Source organism: Shewanella sp. NIFS-20-20, from assembly GCF_019209865.1.
In the GTDB taxonomy this organism is placed as follows: domain Bacteria; phylum Pseudomonadota; class Gammaproteobacteria; order Enterobacterales; family Shewanellaceae; genus Shewanella.
The window spans coordinates 1-18,008 of the sequence record NZ_JAHUTT010000072.1 but is presented as its reverse complement, the minus strand read 5'-3'; the positions used below and the strand labels follow the sequence as shown (position 1 = coordinate 18,008).

The 18,008-nt window shown below is 49.8% G+C and carries 14 protein-coding genes; 6 read left to right on the top strand and 8 right to left on the bottom strand.

The genetic code is table 11. The features are described 5' to 3' along the window. Positions 1–470 precede the first annotated feature (470 nt). Positions 471–944 (top strand): peroxiredoxin, encoded by a 474-nt coding sequence (locus tag KU855_RS16845; protein ID WP_218531856.1) that lies wholly within the window; start codon positions 471–473, stop codon positions 942–944. Positions 945–1,007: 63 nt separating this feature from the next. Here the strand turns inward: KU855_RS16845 and envZ are convergent, their stop codons facing one another. From envZ to KU855_RS16825, 4 genes are all read right to left on the bottom strand, one after another. Further along, positions 1,008–2,345, bottom strand: a complete 1,338-nt coding sequence (gene envZ / locus KU855_RS16840) for a two-component system sensor histidine kinase EnvZ (protein ID WP_218531853.1) — start codon at positions 2,343–2,345, stop codon at positions 1,008–1,010. Further along, positions 2,342–3,067, bottom strand: a complete 726-nt coding sequence (gene ompR / locus KU855_RS16835; protein ID WP_256261100.1) for a two-component system response regulator OmpR — start codon at positions 3,065–3,067, stop codon at positions 2,342–2,344. The genes envZ and ompR overlap by 4 nt, the downstream gene beginning before the upstream one ends. 147 nt (positions 3,068–3,214) lie before the next feature. After that, complete coding sequence (locus tag KU855_RS16830; RefSeq protein WP_218531838.1) at positions 3,215–4,732, bottom strand: DHA2 family efflux MFS transporter permease subunit; 1,518 nt, start codon at positions 4,730–4,732, stop codon at positions 3,215–3,217. Beyond that, positions 4,729–5,775: an HlyD family secretion protein gene (locus KU855_RS16825; RefSeq protein ID WP_218531828.1), complete on the bottom strand. Its 1,047-nt coding sequence runs from the start codon at positions 5,773–5,775 to the stop codon at positions 4,729–4,731. The genes KU855_RS16830 and KU855_RS16825 overlap by 4 nt, the downstream gene beginning before the upstream one ends. Positions 5,776–6,033: 258 nt before the next feature. On the opposite strand from KU855_RS16825, the gene KU855_RS16820 reads away from it, so the two are divergent. Then, the gene (locus KU855_RS16820; RefSeq protein ID WP_218531827.1) at positions 6,034–7,827 is read left to right on the top strand and encodes an aryl-sulfate sulfotransferase; all 1,794 of its coding nucleotides are present in this window, start codon (positions 6,034–6,036) and stop codon (positions 7,825–7,827) included. A 75-nt stretch (positions 7,828–7,902) separates the two neighbouring features. On the opposite strand, the gene KU855_RS16815 is transcribed toward KU855_RS16820, so the two are convergent. Then, complete coding sequence (locus tag KU855_RS16815; protein WP_218531826.1) at positions 7,903–9,189, bottom strand: amidohydrolase family protein; 1,287 nt, start codon at positions 9,187–9,189, stop codon at positions 7,903–7,905. A gap of 221 nt (positions 9,190–9,410) precedes the next feature. Between KU855_RS16815 and greB the strand changes: the two genes are divergently transcribed. Then, positions 9,411–9,893, top strand: a complete 483-nt coding sequence (greB, locus tag KU855_RS16810; protein ID WP_218531824.1) for a transcription elongation factor GreB — start codon at positions 9,411–9,413, stop codon at positions 9,891–9,893. 79 nt (positions 9,894–9,972) lie between these two features. Continuing rightward, entirely contained in the window at positions 9,973–12,288 is a 2,316-nt protein-coding gene (locus KU855_RS16805) for a Tex family protein (RefSeq protein WP_218531816.1), read from the top strand. A gap of 61 nt (positions 12,289–12,349) precedes the next feature. Here the strand turns inward: KU855_RS16805 and KU855_RS16800 are convergent, their stop codons facing one another. After that, positions 12,350–12,835 carry a hypothetical protein gene (locus KU855_RS16800; RefSeq protein ID WP_218531815.1) on the bottom strand — a complete coding sequence of 162 codons (486 nt, stop codon included), beginning with the start codon at positions 12,833–12,835 and terminating at the stop codon, positions 12,350–12,352. A 59-nt stretch (positions 12,836–12,894) separates the two neighbouring features. Further along, positions 12,895–13,689 carry a pimeloyl-ACP methyl ester esterase BioH gene (gene bioH, locus KU855_RS16795; RefSeq protein ID WP_218531865.1) on the bottom strand — a complete coding sequence of 265 codons (795 nt, stop codon included), beginning with the start codon at positions 13,687–13,689 and terminating at the stop codon, positions 12,895–12,897. Between the two features lie 41 nt (positions 13,690–13,730). Between bioH and KU855_RS16790 the strand changes: the two genes are divergently transcribed. Further along, positions 13,731–14,504: a ComF family protein gene (locus KU855_RS16790; RefSeq protein WP_218531813.1), complete on the top strand. Its 774-nt coding sequence runs from the start codon at positions 13,731–13,733 to the stop codon at positions 14,502–14,504. Here KU855_RS16790 and KU855_RS16785 read toward each other — a convergent pair. Next, positions 14,499–17,057: a M14 family zinc carboxypeptidase gene (locus KU855_RS16785; RefSeq protein WP_256261099.1), complete on the bottom strand. Its 2,559-nt coding sequence runs from the start codon at positions 17,055–17,057 to the stop codon at positions 14,499–14,501. The two genes, KU855_RS16790 and KU855_RS16785, sit on opposite strands and share 6 nt — an antisense overlap. A 213-nt stretch (positions 17,058–17,270) precedes the next feature. Between KU855_RS16785 and nfuA the strand changes: the two genes are divergently transcribed. After that, positions 17,271–17,849 carry a Fe-S biogenesis protein NfuA gene (nfuA, locus tag KU855_RS16780; RefSeq protein WP_218531811.1) on the top strand — a complete coding sequence of 193 codons (579 nt, stop codon included), beginning with the start codon at positions 17,271–17,273 and terminating at the stop codon, positions 17,847–17,849. Positions 17,850–18,008: the final 159 nt, after the last annotated feature.

Genomic DNA, 18,008 nt, shown 5'->3' with positions numbered 1-18,008 from the left:
TTGGTTATATTGCTTCCAGTTGCTGATTTTGTACTTTGCCTTACCCATCATCGTCACCCATCTCAAAGTTCTAATGATCTGATCGTGGTTCTGATGATTAGTTCAATGATTTAGGAAACAACGCCTGGTTACCCGCATAGTTATCCTTAAGTTTGTGTATTGATTACCAGGTCTAATGTAAATATTTCACTCCCCGTAGATTGCATAAATCAATAATGCATTTGTATTTATCTCATTGTTTACAATCAATTTTTATTTGCATGACATTAGCTGTTGAAGGTTGTTTCAAAAATGTTTTTAAGTTTATTGCTGTTAATGGTTAATGCCTATAAATCAACTAGTTTGTTGATGTTAGTATCAGTCTTGTCTATCTGAGCCCCCGGTGATTGTTATTTCCTTGCTGTTTGTCTGTTTTTGTCTGGCGTAAATGGGACTATGCTGTAGAAGCTAATTAATTAACAGGAGTCGTTATGATAGCCGTTGGACAGAAATTACCTGCAGGTGTGTTATCCGAGTTATCCGCCGAAGGCATGAGCCAGCATCAAGTGCACGAGTTGTTTGCGGGCAAGCGGGCGGTGTTGTTTGCTGTGCCTGGTGCGTTTACCCCCACATGCTCTGAAACGCATTTACCTGGGTACGTGGTCTATGCCGATCAATTGCAAGCTAAGGGCGTTGACCTGATTGCGTGTGTCTCGGTGAACGATGCGTTTGTAATGCGGGCTTGGGGGCAGGCGAATAATGCCGAGGCCATTACCATGCTAGCCGATGGCGACGGGAGTTTTGCCAAGTCGTTGGGGCTCTCAATGGACACCGCCGGCTTTGGTGGCACACGCTCACAACGTTATGCCATGGTGATCGATGATGGCGTGGTCACTGGCTTGTTTGTTGAGCCAGAAAAGTCTTTTGGGGTCAGTAGCGCCGAGGCGGTGTTGGCCAGCTTGTGACCGTTAATTAATGTTCCAAAGCACATTGAGATGATGCCCAGTTTATCTGGGCATCATTGTGTATTAGTCATCCTGATATTGAGCTTGTACCAAAGGTAAGTGAATGCTGGCTTGAAGGCCGCCTTGAGGGCGATTACTTAATTGCACTCGGCCATTATGAATATCGATAATGCGCTTAATGATGGCTAATCCAAGCCCTGAACCTGTGGTGTTGCTGCGAGCGCTATCGCCACGGGTGAAGGGTTCGAATAATTTAGGGATATCAGTGCTGGGGATGCCCGCGCCATTGTCTTCGACGGTAAATTCAATTGCGTCTGGGTGCTGACGCGAGGATATCCTCACCCAGCCATTGCCGTATTTAATTGCATTTTCAACGAGATTAGCGATCACGCGCTTGATGGCAATGTCATTCATCGGCACCATATCGCAAGGCGATAAGGCCAGCTCAATATCGATGCGACTCGATTCGGCGGCGGCCACGTCTTCTAGTAGACGGTTAATGGCGTGCGCCTCGCGTTTGACCGCTAAGTCTTGCCTGACATAAGAAATAAATTGATCGATAATCGCATCCATATCCTCAATGTCATTGACGATGCCATCTTTAAGGTATTGATCTTCTTCGACCATCATCTCGCTGGCGAGGCGGATACGGGTGAGTGGGGTACGCAGATCATGAGAAATACCCGCCATTAACAATGCTCGGTCTTGTTCGAGCTGTTTCATGCTCTGGGCCATATGATTAAAGGCGTTGGTTACTTCGATAATCTCAGTCGATCCACTCAGAGGTAAGGTGTCAGGGAAGCGTCCCTTAGATACCGAAATAGCCGCTTTTTGCAGGCGTCTTAATGGTCGATTTTGTTGGCGGGCAAACCACCAGCCACCAAAGACACTGAGGCCACCAATCACGATGAGATAGAGTAATAACGGCGAAAGTTCGAGTTCATTGAAATCAGAGAGTGGGACCTTGATCCAAATAGATGGGGCTTGTGGCGGTTTAATCCAAATTTGGAACGCCCGGCCTTGGGCGACTCTCACCTCAGCCTTACCTCCTAAATATTCAGACATTTGCGACGAGAGCAGTTGATACGAGGTGGCATTGTCGACCCCGGCCAAGATGGCATCTTTATGGTTATACACCTGCATGCCATTGTCTTTGACCTTGGCGTTAAGTGCGGCCACCAAGGTTAAATTTTCACGGCCAATATCGACCCCATCAGCAAAGAGCATTTGCACTTGGCGGGCAATCAATTGGTTAATCTGCTGATAGCTTGGTTTGATAAAGTACACCGCGACCGTGATGTAGGACACCACTTGATTTATTAGCAGCAAAAAAGCAATTAACACGAAGATTTGGCTAAAGGCGCTGCGAGGCAGCCAGCGCCGTTTATTGGCTGAACTCATTTAGTCTTACTGCCATCGGGCACAAATACATAACCTAAGCCCCACACGGTTTGGATATACCGTGGACTCGTGGCATCGACTTCAATCAGGCGGCGTAAGCGTGACACTTGCACGTCAATCGAGCGTTCTAAGGCGGAATAATCACGACCGCGGGCGAGATTCATGAGTTTGTCACGAGACAAGGGTTCGCGCGGGTGCTTAACCAGCACCTTAAGTACCGCAAATTCACCGCTGGTCAGCGGGATATTCGTGTCCCCTTGGAACATTTCACGAGTGGCTAAGTTGAGGCTAAATTCGCCGAAGGTGATCAGCTCTTCTTGTTGAGCTGGCGCGCCGGGGACATCTTGTACTCGACGGCGCATCACGGCATTAATCCGTGCTAATAGTTCGCGTGGATTAAAGGGTTTTGGCAGGTAATCATCGGCGCCTAATTCGAGGCCAATAATGCGATCCACTTCATCGCCTTTGGCGGTTAGCATGACAATGGGCAGGGTGTTATCTTGTTGACGCAGGCGACGGCAAATCGACAGGCCATCTTCACCTGGGAGCATTAAATCTAACACCATCAAATGGAAATTTTCGCGAGCCAATAAGCGATTCATTTGCTCGGCATTGGCGGCACTGCGAACTTGAAATCCCTGCTCTAATAAATAGCGCTCTAATAAGCCACGAAGGCGCATGTCATCATCAACAATCAAAATTTTAGACGTTTCTTGTCCCATGATAATACCCATGATGTTGTAAGAAGCTGTGTAGCGGGATACAGCTGAAAGTGTGTTGTTATTGTTGCTAATATACAGGCACAATCGGCTAAGTACCAATATAGGCTGACAATTTATCATGCGGGCCAAGGCGATAAATCATCGTCATTAGGCCATGGCTGCTTGCTTACGTTTAAAGAGCATCAAGAGTGGCATCAGCACTAGGTAGGAGATCATGATAAACCCGAAGGTATATACGAAGGCTAATAATGTGGATTGCTGGTGCAGTAACCCAGTAATTTGTGCAATAAAACTCGGGTCCGTGACTGTGGTGTGATGCGCCATGGCAGCTTGTTGCATCAAGGGGTTTGTCGCCGATAAATCGGCACCCAAGCTGTGCCATTCTGCTTGCTGAGTTCGACTAAAATAGGTATTCACAATCGAAATCCCAAAGGAACCCCCTAAGGTGCGGCATAAATTAAACACCACCGCGCCACTGACAGTATCTTGGCGACTTAAGGTGGCATAAGCTAATTGGCTCAGTGGTGCAAACACCAGCCCCATGCCTGCCCCTTGGATTATCGAGGGCAACAAGATCCAATGCAGATCGATATTCATCGAATATTGCATCATAAGATAAGTGCCTAGCGCATTGAGCAGTAAGCCTATGCCAATGAGCATGCGCGGATCGAGTCTATCCATAAAGCGGGCGAGTGCTAACAGTACGATGGCGGACGTTAATCCTCGTGGGGCCATCGCAAAGCCTGTGGTTTCTACGGGGTAATTGAGCAGCTGCTCTAGCATCATAGGTTGCAGTTGGGTAATGCCAAACATGCCCATAGAAAACCCAGCCATCAGCAGGCATGACACCGCCAAGTTGCGATCTTTCAGTAACCACATCGGGGCGATATCGCCCTTAGTGATCCAAGACCGTGCTAAGAAAAATAGCCAAGCACAGACACTGATAATGGTGGCAAATAAAATCAGATTCGAGCTAAACCATCCCTCTTCGTTGCCTCTATCAAGGACCATTTGCAATAAACCAATCCCCAGCGCCATCCCAAATACCAGCGGCCAGTCCACGGTGGTTTTGCCGCGACCATCGAGTTTGACGAAGAAATACAGTAAAGATAAACACAAAATACCTATGGGTAAGTTGACGTAAAAAATCCAGCGCCAATCCATGTTTTCAGTAATGATGCCGCCAAGAGTGGGGCCTAAAATGGGGCCAAGTAAGACACCAACGCTAAATAATGCCATGGCTTTGCCGCGTTCGTTGGCGGGGTATATTTGCACCATAATCGATTGAGATAAGGGGATCACCGAGGCGCCAAATGCGCCTTGCATGATCCTAAACACCACCATCTCGGCCAATGAATCGGCCTGCCCACACAGGGCTGAACTGATCACAAAGCCAGTGACTGAGACTAATAGCAGTTTGCGTAAGCCAATTTTCAACGATAAATAACTGGCGAGCGGAATAAAAATGGCTTCGGCCATCGAATAAGAGGTCAATATCCAGGTCACTTGCTCGGAGGTCACTCCCAAGGCGCCCATCATTTGTGGCAGCGCAACATTGGCGATGGTCATATCCAGTAGCACCATGATGGCCGATAACATCACGGCTAGGGTCACCATAGTACGGGTGGATTTAGGCAAGACAGTGCTTGCAGTATCGGCGCTCATTGTTGGCTGACTATGGCTTGGGTATCAACGGTCACGGTAGCACTTGCGCCGGCACGTAGAGGGGGTTTACCACTGAGTGATCCCAGTTTAATTCGGACAGGGAAACGCTGAGGAACCTTGACCCAGTTACCCGTAGCATTTTCAGGGGGCAGTAATGAAAAGGAGGAGCCGCTGGCCGGTGAGATGGCTTCAATGTCTCCTTGGTAGGTAACGTCAGGGTACATATCTAACACTATACTGGCAGTCATGCCGACCTGAAGTAAGCCCACAGTCGATTCTTTGTAGTTGGCTTCGACCCAAAAAGAGTCTGATTCTACCAAGGGCATCATCGACATCCCCGGTGACACGACGCTGCCAGGGCGGACACCGACCTCGCCTAAATAGCCATCATGGGGAGCTATCACATTGGTATACGACAAGTTAAGGGTGGCTTGACTGAGCGCCGCTGCGGCTTGTTTGACTTGCGGGGCTTCATCGCCTTTGGCCCCCTGTTGCGTGATCAGTTGCGACATCTTGGCGCGCGCGGCTTCTAGGTTGGTTTGGGCGCCGGCCAATTGTGATTTGGCGTTATCGGCATCTTGCTGGGGTAATAAGGCTTGTGTCACCAGATCGAGGGTTCGGCGGTAATTCTTTTGGACATCAGTGAGGTTGGCGTCAGCGGCGCGAACATTGGCACTTGCGGCTAAGATGGCATCATCGGTGGCCTTGTTATTTTGCGACGCGATTTCGTACGCCGCCTTAGCTTGTTGCAGCTGAGCCTCGAAAGGGGCGGCATCGATTTTGACCAGTAAATCCCCTTGATTGACTTGCTGATAATCTTGCACATTCACAGCGGCAATCTTGCCGCTTAATTGCGGCGCCACGTATAAGATATTGGCGTGCACATAAGCATCGTCAGTGGCGGGATACATTTTTTGATGGTGAATATAAAAGTAGCCGGCAATGATAAAGGCTATGACTATGATGGCTAACACCAATAAGTTGCGAGCCGTGTTCGAATTAGCGCCAGTTTTTTCGACTGGAATATCGTTGGCAGTTGACATGATGATCCCTAAAATTTGCGGCAGGCTAAGGACAGAAATAGCAAATATCAGCCTAGTTTAGGAGTTAATTTTTGGCAATATTTGCGTCGATTAGACCAAGATGAAGAGAACTTCTTGGGCGACGGATATCAGCCATTGCCCCCCATGCTCACATTTTTTAGTCAGTATGTGTGAGCCATCCCTCCTTGTTCACCTAACGAGGTTTTTTCCTACCCAAGGCTATTTATACTGATGCAGAATTTTTAGTGGGGAAGGATTATGTACAAAATATTCACCTTGTTTTTGATGCTCGCCATCAGCTCATTGGGTGCGCAAGCCGCCAGCACCGGAATGAAGCCAATGCCTGAAAGTGGCTCACCCTTAGGCTACCTAATCCACAATCCTTATGAGCATGCCCCGCTAACCGCATTACTCACCTTAGACGGTCATCAGATCTCAGGTGTCAAAGTCAAAGTCCATAAGAAGGGCGAGCAAGGCATCGATATTGAGTATGCCGTGGCCGATATGCGCATCATGGATGAAGGTGGGGTGCCCATTTTTGGGCTCTACCCAGATCATTACAATAAGTTCACCATTAGCTGGCAAGAGAATGGGCAAGCAAAACAACATGATTATCGGCTAATGACGCCAGATGTCGACATGGGCTTTTCTGAGAGCCAATGGGCCAAAGCACCGCTGGTGGACGTCAAAAAAGTCGATGCTGATTTTAGCGACAGATTATATTTCCTCAATTGGACTAATCCCGATGGCAAGTCATCGCCGTTAATGCATAACAACCCAACGGCGCCTGGCGCATTTTCTTGGGATGGCAAGCCTGGGTTTTTCATTATTGATACCGCCGGAGACATTCGTTGGTATATGAACCCTTACACCAGCCATGATGCCAGTCGTTATGACGGCGCAGGGTATGCCATGGGCATGAACATCACGGCCGCGGGCAATATGGTGTGGGTTCAAGGTCAAACATGGAAACAAATGACCCTGATGGGGCGGATGATTTCATCCCATCGACTCCCTGGGCAGTTTATTGATGCTTCCCATGAAGGCATTCAAGTGGAAAACGGACATTTCTTACTGCGAGTGGCCGCCAAAGACTATCGCCGCGCCGATGGCTTACTAGTCAACACGGTGCGCGATCACATTATCGAGGTTGATGCTAGCGGTAAGTTAATCGACTATTGGGATTTAAATAGCATCCTCGATCCGATGCGTGATGCCGCGTTATTGTCGTTAGATGCCGGCGCCGTGTGCTTAAACATCGATATTTCTCAAGCGGGTAAGCAATCCTCAGCCCAAGACTTACGCACGGCCCCAATGGGAGATATTCATGGGGTTGAGACTGGCCGCAACTGGGCCCACGTGAACTCCATCGATTATGATCCTAGCGATGACAGCATTATTATCAGTTCCCGTCATCAGTCGGCGGTGATTAAGATTGGTCGCGATAAGCAGGTCAAGTGGATTTTAAGCCCTTCCCACGGCTGGAATGAGGCGCTGGCGGCTAAATTGTTAACCCCTGTTGATGCTGACGGTCAGGTGATCCACTGCACGGTACGCGGTATGTGTGCCGGCAGTGAATTTGATTTTGTTTATACCCCGCATACAGCTTACAAGGTCGATGAAAAGGGCACTTGGACGGTTTTCGATAATGGCGATGGCCGCCATTTAGCGCAACCGATGTTCCCGATGGCGAAGTATTCGCGCGCGGTGGAGTACAAGATCGACGAAGATAAGATGACGGTGGAGCAAGTGTGGCAATATGGCAAGGATGAGCTGGGCTATGACGGCTATTCGCCGGTGACATCTATCGTTAAATATCAAGCCGATAAAGACAGCATCATGAGCTATTTTGCCTCGGCCGGCTTATTTGGCCTCGGCGGTGGCTATGGCAATATGAAACTCGATGACACCACAGGTAAGGTGCATTCTATTTTGGTTGAACATAGATACGGTGAAACCGAACCGGCGGTGCGCATCGACATTAATAGTCACGATATGTTTGCCACTGGTTATCGCGCTCAAGTGATCCATCCAGAGCTAATGCTCAAATAACTGCCGCGGCCAAGACTACCACACCGGCGCTGTTGGTAAACCACAACGCCGGTGTCGTGATGGAAAGTGCCGCGATTACTGCTTGTAAATCACGCCGTCTTTCATAATAAAACTCACATTTTCCAGCAACTCAATGTGCGCGATAGGGTCGCCTTTAACCGCAATAATATCGGCCAAATATCCGGGTTTAATTTGGCCGATATCCGTCTGTTTTAATAAGTCGGCACTATTGATAGTTGCGGCTTGAATTGCTTGCAAGGGCGTCATACCAAAGGTCACCATCCGTGAGAATTGTTTGCCATTATCGCCGTGGGGGTAAATGGCCGCATCCGATCCAAAGACCATCTTGGCTCCCGCCTTCACGGCCGCGCGAAAACTATCGCGCTGGGCCTGTGACACCTGCTTTTCTTTGTTGATATTAGCTTCGGGTACGCCATTGGCTGCGCCATAAGCCAGAGTGTATTCGGTATTATAAATATCGCACGACAAATAGGTACCATGCTTGACGGCGAGCGCTATGGCCTCTTTATCCATAAAGCTGCAGTGCTCTATGCTATCAATCCCAGCGCGGATAGCCGCTTTAATGCCGCTGGTACCATGGGCATGGGCGGCAATCACTAAACCGCGTAAGTGGGCTTCATCGGCTGCGGCTTTAAGTTCCTCTTCGCTAAATTGCTGCACCCCGACCTTGGTGCCTTTAGAAAACACCCCACCGGTGGCACAAATTTTAATGGTATTGGCGCCATATTTAATATTTTCCCGTACCTTAGCGCGTACTTGCCATGGGCCATCGGCCACCCCGCCCGCCAGCGATTTTTTCTCAGGCGCGCTAAAGTTGTCATCACAATGGCCCCCAGTGATCGATACCGAATGGCCCGCGGCCCAAATCCGTGGGCCGGGAATTTCGTCGGCGTCGATACCATCTCGTGTGGCGATGACACTGTAACCATCGGCCCCGAGATTACGCACCGTGGTAAAACCGGCCATTAATGTGGTTTCGGCATTTTTGACCGCTTTTACTGTTTGACGGGGAATAGAGTAATTTTGTGCTTCTAGGAAATTGTCGCTGGCATCCCCCGTTAAGTGAACATGCATATCCATTAATCCCGGCAACAAGGTTTGCCCCTCGAGATGGATAACATTGGCGCCAGCAGGGATCGCCAGCTCGCCTTGCTGGCCAATATCACGAATGCGATTATCCGCAATGATGATGGCGGGGTTATTGATGCGTTTGCCGTTACTCACATCAAGATAAGCATCGGCGGTGAGATACTGAATGGCGGCCAAGTTATCGTCGGCAAAGCTTGGGGTAAGCAGGGCGACACTGGCAATACTGATACAGGTTAGGCGAAGGACATCCATGGCTCATTCTCTTGGTAGGCTAGCAATAGTGACGGCCATAATAACAGTAAATGTTTTGCATTGGTTAACACCTTGTTGCACGCTGAGCGCCTCGCGGTCTTGCGCCGCTGAATTACTCACTTTCCTAAAATGATTGGTATACACTAGCAGCCGACGATATTCCCCGTTAACTAGGGCTGACAGTAAGCAGCATTTATCTTTCGAGCACGAGTCAATACACCATGAAAGCACATCTGATAACTCGCAAAGGCTGGCAAGCGTTAGACACAGAGCTTAAGTACCTGTGGAAACAATACCGTCCAGAGATCACTAAAAAGGTGCAAGAGGCGGCAGCCCAGGGCGATCGCTCTGAAAACGCAGACTACACTTATAACAAACGTCTTTTAAGACAAATAGATAGCCGAGTTCGTTACCTAGTTAAACGACTCGAAGAACTGAAAATCGTCGACTATTCCCCTCAGCAAGAAGGTAAGGTGTTTTTTGGTGCCTGGGTTGAGCTCGAAAATGAGCAAGCGGAGGTGGTGCGGTATCGGATTGTCGGCAAAGATGAACTCGATACTAAACTGGGATATATCACCATTGATTCGCCAATGGCGCGCGCCTTAATTGGTAAACAGGTCGATGATGAAGTACAAGTAAATACCCCTTTGGGCTTGAAACTTTGGTATATCAATGCCATCCAATATCAAGCATTTACTGATTAGTTTTCGGTAAGGTTTACGGCTTATGGTATCTTGCCCTTAGCGTTTGGCCTTACCCCGAGAGATGTGACAGAAATTGACTATGCATAATATTGCTCTGAAAATCGCCCAAGAATTAAATGTCCGTGAACAGCAAGTGCTAGCCACGATCGCCTTGCTGGATGAGGGGGCCACGGTGCCGTTTGTCGCCCGTTATCGCAAAGAAGCCACCGGTGGTCTGGATGATAACCAATTGCGCAGCCTGCATTCACGTTTAGGTTATTTACGCGAATTAAATGATCGGCGCCAAGTGATTTTGGCCAGCATTGACACCCAAGGCAAGCTAACTGATGCGTTGCGCCTTGCCATCGATGGTGCCGACAGTAAGACCCGTCTGGAAGATTTATACCTCCCCTTTAAACCTAAGCGACGCACTAAGGGGCAAATTGCAATTGAAGCCGGTTTATTGCCATTAGCGGAATCGTTATTGGCCGATCGCAGCGGTGATATTCACCAGCGTGCGACGGCTTACCTCGATGTCGCTGCTGGCTTTGGCGATACCAAAGCGGTACTGGAAGGGGCCCGTTATATCCTGATGGAGCGGTTTGCCGAAGACGCCGAGTTGCTCTTGACCATTCGCCAGCATTTACAACAAGAAGCGGTGATTAAGAGTCAATTGGTGACCGGCAAAGAAAAAGACGGTGCCAAGTTCCGCGATTATTTTGATCATCAAGAAGCCATCAACAAGGTGCCATCACATCGCGCGTTGGCCATGCTGCGTGGTCGTAATGAAGGTGTGTTGTCATTGGCAATGCAGGCCGATAGTCAAGGGGATGGCGCCGCGATTTGCGAACATATCATTTTAGACCGCTTGCAATTGAACTTGGGCAAGGGCGAAGTCGACACTTGGTTACGCACTGTGGTGACCGCGACTTGGCGAGTCAAAATCGCGCTGCAAATGGAAAACGAATTTATTACGCGAATGCGTGAGCAGGCGGAAGCCGAAGCTATTAAAGTTTTTGCCCGTAATCTTAATGACTTACTGATGGCGCCTCCGGCGGGTGCTAAGGCGACCATGGGGCTGGATCCTGGCTTACGTACCGGGGTGAAAGTGGCCATTGTTGATAACACTGGCAAGCTAGTGGCTCATACGGTTATTCATCCTCATGCCCCGCAAAATCAGTGGGAAAAGTCAGTGCGCAGCTTAGCTAACTTAGTCAAAATGCATAAGGTTGAGTTGATCGCTATCGGTAATGGCACGGCCTCCCGTGAAACCGATAAGCTGGCGGCTGAAGTCATGACCTATGTGAAAGACACCCATGCGAATGTCACCAAAATTATGGTGTCAGAAGCGGGAGCTTCGGTGTATTCCGCCTCGGAATTGGCCGCGGCAGAATTCCCTGATCTGGATGTGACGATTCGCGGCGCAGTCTCTATTGCTCGCCGCCTGCAAGATCCGTTGGCCGAATTGGTTAAGATTGAGCCTAAAGCCATTGGCGTCGGGCAATATCAGCACGATGTTAGTCAAAGCCAATTGTCGGCCTCGCTCGAAGCCGTGGTTGAGGATTGTGTGAACCATGTGGGCGTGGATGTGAACATGGCATCGGCACCCTTATTGGCGCAAGTGGCAGGGTTGAATAAGACCTTGGCTAAAAATTTGGTGAGCTACCGTGATGAAAACGGTCAGTTTACTGACCGTAAGTCCTTGCTTAAAGTGCCTCGCCTTGGCCCGAAAGCATTCGAACAAGCCGCCGGGTTTTTACGTTTACATGGCGCCAATCCCTTAGACGCGTCGGGCGTGCATCCAGAAACCTATGCGGTTGTCGAGGCGATGGCGCGTCATTATCAGGTGGCGGTTAATGAGCTGATAGGCAATAGCGAATTATTGGCTAAGATCGATGCCAATGCTTTTGTGACTGAGGTGTTTGGCTTACCCACGATCGGCGATATTCTCCAAGAGCTCGAAAAACCGGGTCGCGATCCACGCGGTGAGTTCAAAACCGCTCATTTTAAAGAGGGCGTGGAAGAGATTAACGATCTCAAACTCGATATGATCCTTGAAGGTGTGGTCACTAACGTCACCAACTTTGGTGCTTTTGTGGATGTCGGGGTTCATCAAGATGGCTTGGTGCATATTTCGTCGCTGACGGACAAATTTGTCTCTGACCCTCATACCGTCGTAAAAGCTGGTGATGTGGTGAAAGTGAAAGTGATGGAAGTGGATGTTGAGCGTCGCCGCATTGGCTTGAGTATGCGTCTGGATGAAAAAGCCGCGACCGCAACTAAGGCGATGAGTCACTCGAGCGCGAAAGCATCGGCTGGTAAAAAGCCGGCCAATAAACCTAAGCAGCCAAAACAAGTCAATGCTGCCATGGGTAACGCCTTTGCCGACGCCTTTGCCAAGCTTAAGAAAAACTAAACGGACGTGAGTGGCGTACTAAAAAAACCGGCGATGCCGGTTTTTTTGTGGCTGACGTCGGTTAGATTTGAATATCCAGTTCACCAAATCGCGGATTTGTCACCCCCAAGCTATAGGTGTGCTGAATATGCTGGCGCACTTGGGGCATCAGGTCAGTGGCCAATGGCACTGGCGCCGCTTGGGTGGGTGCCGTTTGCGTGCGTGCCGTCGCCGTTGATTGCACCAAATCGCGACGGGTTAATGCCGGCTTGTTCTTGAGCCGATTCTTTTGGATTTGCTCGATCAGCTGTTGTTGTTTTTGCTGTTGTTGCGATTGCTCTTGGTTGGGATCTTTGTGTTGTTGCTGCTCTTTGGCTTTTTCTTGGATGCTGGGGTGGTTGGTTTGAGGCGATCTATCGTATTGATTGAGCTGACGCTCGGGATGTTGTTTGCTGGTTTCTTGTGGGGGGACAATATGCGGCTTTTGCTGGTTATCCACCCGCGCCAAGTCAGTGCCCACATTCGATGTGGTCAACGGAACTTGTGGGAAATTCGATACCAGCTGCATGGGCTCTCCTGCCTACGGGCTTGTTTAAATAATAACCGCAGACAGGCTCAAATGAAAGGTTAAGCGTCGTTTTTTGCAGGCAACTGAGTTATCCAGTCCGTCAGAGCGCTGACAAACTCCTCGGGGTGAGAAATAAAAGGGCCGTGGGATGCCTTGGCAAACTGATAATCACTAAACAGTGGCTGTTGGGGCATTAATGGGATCACCTTTTTCGGCACTAACCCATCCAACATACCCCACATGCGTAACCAAGGGCGGGAAATTTGGCTGCATTGCTGGCGAATATCTAAGGTGGCTAACCAGTCTAGCCCGATTTCTAGTGCGGGCTTTTGTGGTAATGGCCGAGCCAAGACGTGTTGGCGGATCTGCTTGATGTCGGCTTTGGCGCTGACAGACCCCATGGCCTGGATCGCCAAAAAGCGCTCAATGGTATGTTCAAGGTTGTGATCCAATTGGCGGTGAAACTGGCTTAATACCTGCGGAGCAATTCCCGGCCACTCGGGCTGTGATTTTGCCTGAAAGCAAGGGGATGAAGCGACAGTGATCAGTCCGCGGTAATGCTGTGGGTGCTGATGCACCAATAAACTCGCCAATAGGCCGCCAAGTGACCAGCCGAGAATAATGGCGTGCTTGGGCATATGAGCTTGCAATTGCGTGAGCCAGCCTTGCAGTTCATTGTGAGTCAGCGGGCTATGACCAAAGCCCGGCAAGTCGATTAAATGCACCTTATACTGAGACAGTTGCTCGACTAAGGGCATAAATACGCCACTGTTGACTCCCCACCCATGTAAGAGCACGAGATCTTGGCCGTGGCCAAAACTCTCAATGGCAAGTGGGGCGGTGGCTAATTGCATGGTCACTGGCGTTTCCTTATATAGTGAATATCGGGGGTGATATGGCATGGCTACCACGCCGTTGGCAAGGGCTGCAACGGTATTGGCAACGAGCTCATCAAGCCGTGATGGCGACAATATTGGCCAGTTTACCGAACCGCTGCTTATTGTGTCATCAAGCAATTGCGCCACCAGGCAAAGGGGTATGTGGATTTTGCCTGCAAGCTTGTATATACAAGGGCGAGGTGTGCTTAGGTTGTGGTCAAGCGTTGGTTCAATGCACCGATTACTGTGGCCGTTGTCAGGCTAGCACGCCGACACCCATCATTGCGCCGATGAGTTACCACTCTTACTTGGGGCCGTGGGTGGCCGCGATTAAATATCAGCAGCAGTTCGCGGCGATAACGCCCCTGTGTCGAGCCTTAATGGTGCGAGTGCAACTCTTATCTCATCAGGGACTGATCCGTCCGGTGCAAGGGCTTATCCCCATTCCCTTGCACCCTCTGCGCTTACAGCAGCGCGGCTATAATCAGGCGCGATTGATTGCCGATGAGTTATCTTCCTTGAGCGGGATACCTGTGCTTACTGATCTGTTATACCGAACCCGCGACACCCCCCCCCAAGCTGGCTTGAATGGCCAGCAACGGCGCCAAAATGTCTTGGGAGCCTTCGCCTTACAACGTCGTCCTGAGGTCTTTAGCGTGGCGATTATCGATGATGTGGTGACGACAGCCTCGACCGCCGAGCAAGTGGCCGCGTTATTAACTGCGCAGGGGATAGTGGTGCAGATCTGGTGCCTGGCAAGAGCCGAAGCACCCGGCTTATCTGATTTATGATCTCGGCTGACCGATAAAGGTTGGCACCATGAATAAGGCGTTAGCGACTATTTTTTCGTTTTGCGCCCAAATGTTCCGAAATAACACATTATCCGTCAGCAATATGATGCTGCCTCTTCCTAGTGTCTCTACCCGCATGGCCGTGGTGTCGGCCAGTTTTTGTTGGTATTGCGGGGCGAGAAAACCACTGTCGAGTACGGGGTTGGCGTACTGGGCCGAGCTTAAAAAAGGGCGCGGGGTGGGCTCGATAGCCAATGGCTGATTTTTAAGTACCTGAATTTCACGGGTTAATACTCCAAAGTTTAGGGGGTGAGAGTTATCAATATCCAGGGTGACAATGGCACCGCCAATACTTTGCTTGGCGGCCAATGCGGCTTTATCGGCAAAGCGTAAGTCAGGGCTGGCAAAGAGCGGGCTAAAGTCACTGCGAGTCAAGATATCTGAGCCAATCAAATGTTGTTTGTTAAGCCAAGCTATCGCGCCTTGGTTGGCGATGACGACTCCCCCTTCTTCTACAAATGAGCGCAATTTGCTGGAAAATTCGCTGCTGAGACCGCGGTAATTGCCGTCGGCCAAAATGAGGTGGCTATAGCCTGAAAGGCTCAGGTATTTTTCTCGGCTTAAGCGGTCGATATCGATCCTATGCGTGGTGAGCCCCAAGGTGTTGTCCAAGTGAAACCACCACTCGCCAACTTCGGTGGCTTTGGTGCCACTGCCGGTAATAATTAATGGGGTCACAGGGGCGATAGGGGCAATATTATTACTCCCTAAATCTATGCCTTTGAGGCTGGAAAAACTGTCGGTGCTATAGACGGCCACGCCATAGCGGGCCGCGAGCGTGTTAACCAGACTCACCAATGCTGTCTTGCTGAGCGGCTGGTTAGCTTGAAACACAATTAACGTTCCGGGGCTGAATGCTTGTACGCCGCCTTGGGTCGTTAAACTGAACCCTTGGCTGCTGGCGCGAACGCTAATGCCGGCTTGTTGCAGTTGGTTCAGCAATTGCGCACTGGCTTGAGATTGCCAATCGATAATAAGCGCCGCACCTATGGTTGCTGGTTGCGATGTGATTGGCGGTGGCTGCTGGCCAAGTTTGCTGGTTGCTATCTTGGCCTCAGTCATGTGCAGATTAAAGGTGGCCTTTAGATCCCAGCTCGAGACATCATAAAAGGTGGCATCGCTAAACTGCTGGCGTTGATCAAACAGCGCGTTGAGTAAACTCGATTGAGCTTGCTGACTGGGAATGAACACGCTGGCGCCGCGAGCAAATAGCCCCTGCGAGCTATCAATATCGGTGTTGGGATACCAAAATTCAATGTGATGGCGCGCGAGTAACTGCGTCAGGCGTTGCAATCTGGCGTTATCACCTTGAGTATGAATGAGTAAGCCTTGAGATTGGCGTTGCGAGCTCGCGCGTTTGCCGTGATAAAAGGCGGATTGGTAATCGCGTAATTCCTGACCTAAGGCCAGCGCCCCTTGCAGGCTAGAGATTGAGGTTGCAAAGTGATTCAGGATCCCTTGCTGAAGACTCACTAGAGCGTCATCAGACTGTTGTAATTGACCGCGAGCGCTAGCTTGCTCAAATAAGATCCCGACAGCGCCGTTGATATCGGGGTAGGTCGAGCCTTTGCCATAATAAAAATCGTCAAAAGATTCGCGACTAAAATAGGGCTGATCGCGGGCATCTAAACTTTGGCGGTGGAACTGCGCCAGTTGATTGGTGAGAGTTTGGTTGGTGGCCGATGTGAGCGGATGGGTACGCTCAGGCACCCCAGGCTGAAAAAAATAACTCTGATGATGGCCCATCTCATGAAAATCGGCCACAAGATGCGGTTGCCATTGATGAAACAAGGCCACTCGTCCCTGACTTTCTGGGTGAGATAGGAATAACCAATCGCGATTGAGATCGGCTAAGTAATGATTGAAGCGGCCACCGGGCCAAGCTTGTTTATGTTCCCTATCATAAGGGTTGCTCACTGCTTGCTTGCCTTTATTATCATTGGCCCAAGTGGCAAACCTATCCATGCCATCAGGATTCTGGCTTGGGGTAATTAACACGACCGCTTGATCGAGCAGTTGGGTGACCCAAGGCGCCTGACTGTGACTGAGAAAATAACTTAACGCCATGGCGGCGTGGGCGCCACTGGCCTCATCACCGTGAATAGAATAGGCCAGCCATAACACCAGTTTATCCTGTTCGCCGCTGATCTTGACGGCTTGACGTTGCTGTTTGATGCTGTCGAGATTGGCTTGGTTGGCGGCGGAGGTCACCACTAGGGTTAACTGTTGTCGTTGCTGGTGGCTAACGCCGCTTTGTTGTAGGCTTAATCTGGGACTGCTAGCAGCAAGTTGTGCCAAATAGTGATTGAGTTGATCATGACGTAAGTGCCATTCCCCCAGCGGGTAGCCTAAGAATTCTGCGGGGCTAGGTGGCGGAGATTGGATCGAATCATCATCAATTTGCCACGGTGTCGAAGCGACGACAGGGAGGCTGAGCATTGCTGTGAGGGCAATGAGCACAGTGAATCGTGATATCTGGGTAAACGTCGCCATGAGAAATGATGCTCAAATTTGTAATAAATTCATTGCAAATTAACAGTTTGTTTACCGCCATGGCAAGTGTTGTTGTGTTTGTGTTTATTCGACAGATAGCTCAAAATAGCGCGATAAACTCAGCTCAGGACTACAAAGGCGTCACCAGTCAGAGTATGATGTGAGTTAATTCTTACTAAATCACTCAGGTATTAACCTGTGGAGCAGGATCAGATGATTACGATTTCCGATGCCGCCCAGGCACATTTTGCAAAGTTATTGGCCGATCAGCCTGAAGGCACCCATATCCGGGTCTTTGTGATCAGCCCTGGCACCCCCTCTGCAGAGTGCGGTGTGTCATATTGTCCACCCGATGCGGTTGAAGCCGATGATCTCGAGCTCGAGTTCAACGGTTTTAGCGCCATGGTCGATGAAAAAAGTGCGCCCTTCCTCGCGGAAGCCTCGATTGATTTTGTGACCGACCAGTTAGGTTCGCAGCTGACCTTAAAAGCGCCGAATGCCAAAATGCGTAAAGTGGCAGATGACGCGGCGTTAAATGAGCGCATCGAGTACATGATCCAGTCAGAGATCAATCCACAGTTAGCGAGCCATGGTGGTAATATCATGCTAGTGGAAGTGACTGACGATGGCGTGGCTGTATTGCAATTTGGCGGCGGCTGTAACGGTTGCTCTATGGTCGATGTTACCTTAAAAGATGGCATTGAAAAGCAAATGCTCGAGCGCTTTGCCGGTGAATTAACGGGCGTGCGTGATGTTACCGAACATCAGCATGGCGACCACTCGTATCAGTAACACTGCCAAAACGAATATATAAAACCCGCCATCGGCTAATGCCGTTCACTTAGTGTGAACGGCATTTTTCTTAGACTTAATGGGATACTTGTTTTTACTCATTTTTAACGCACGTGGATAGGCCCTATCCCGTTTCCCATCAAGCTTGAACTGTCTCGC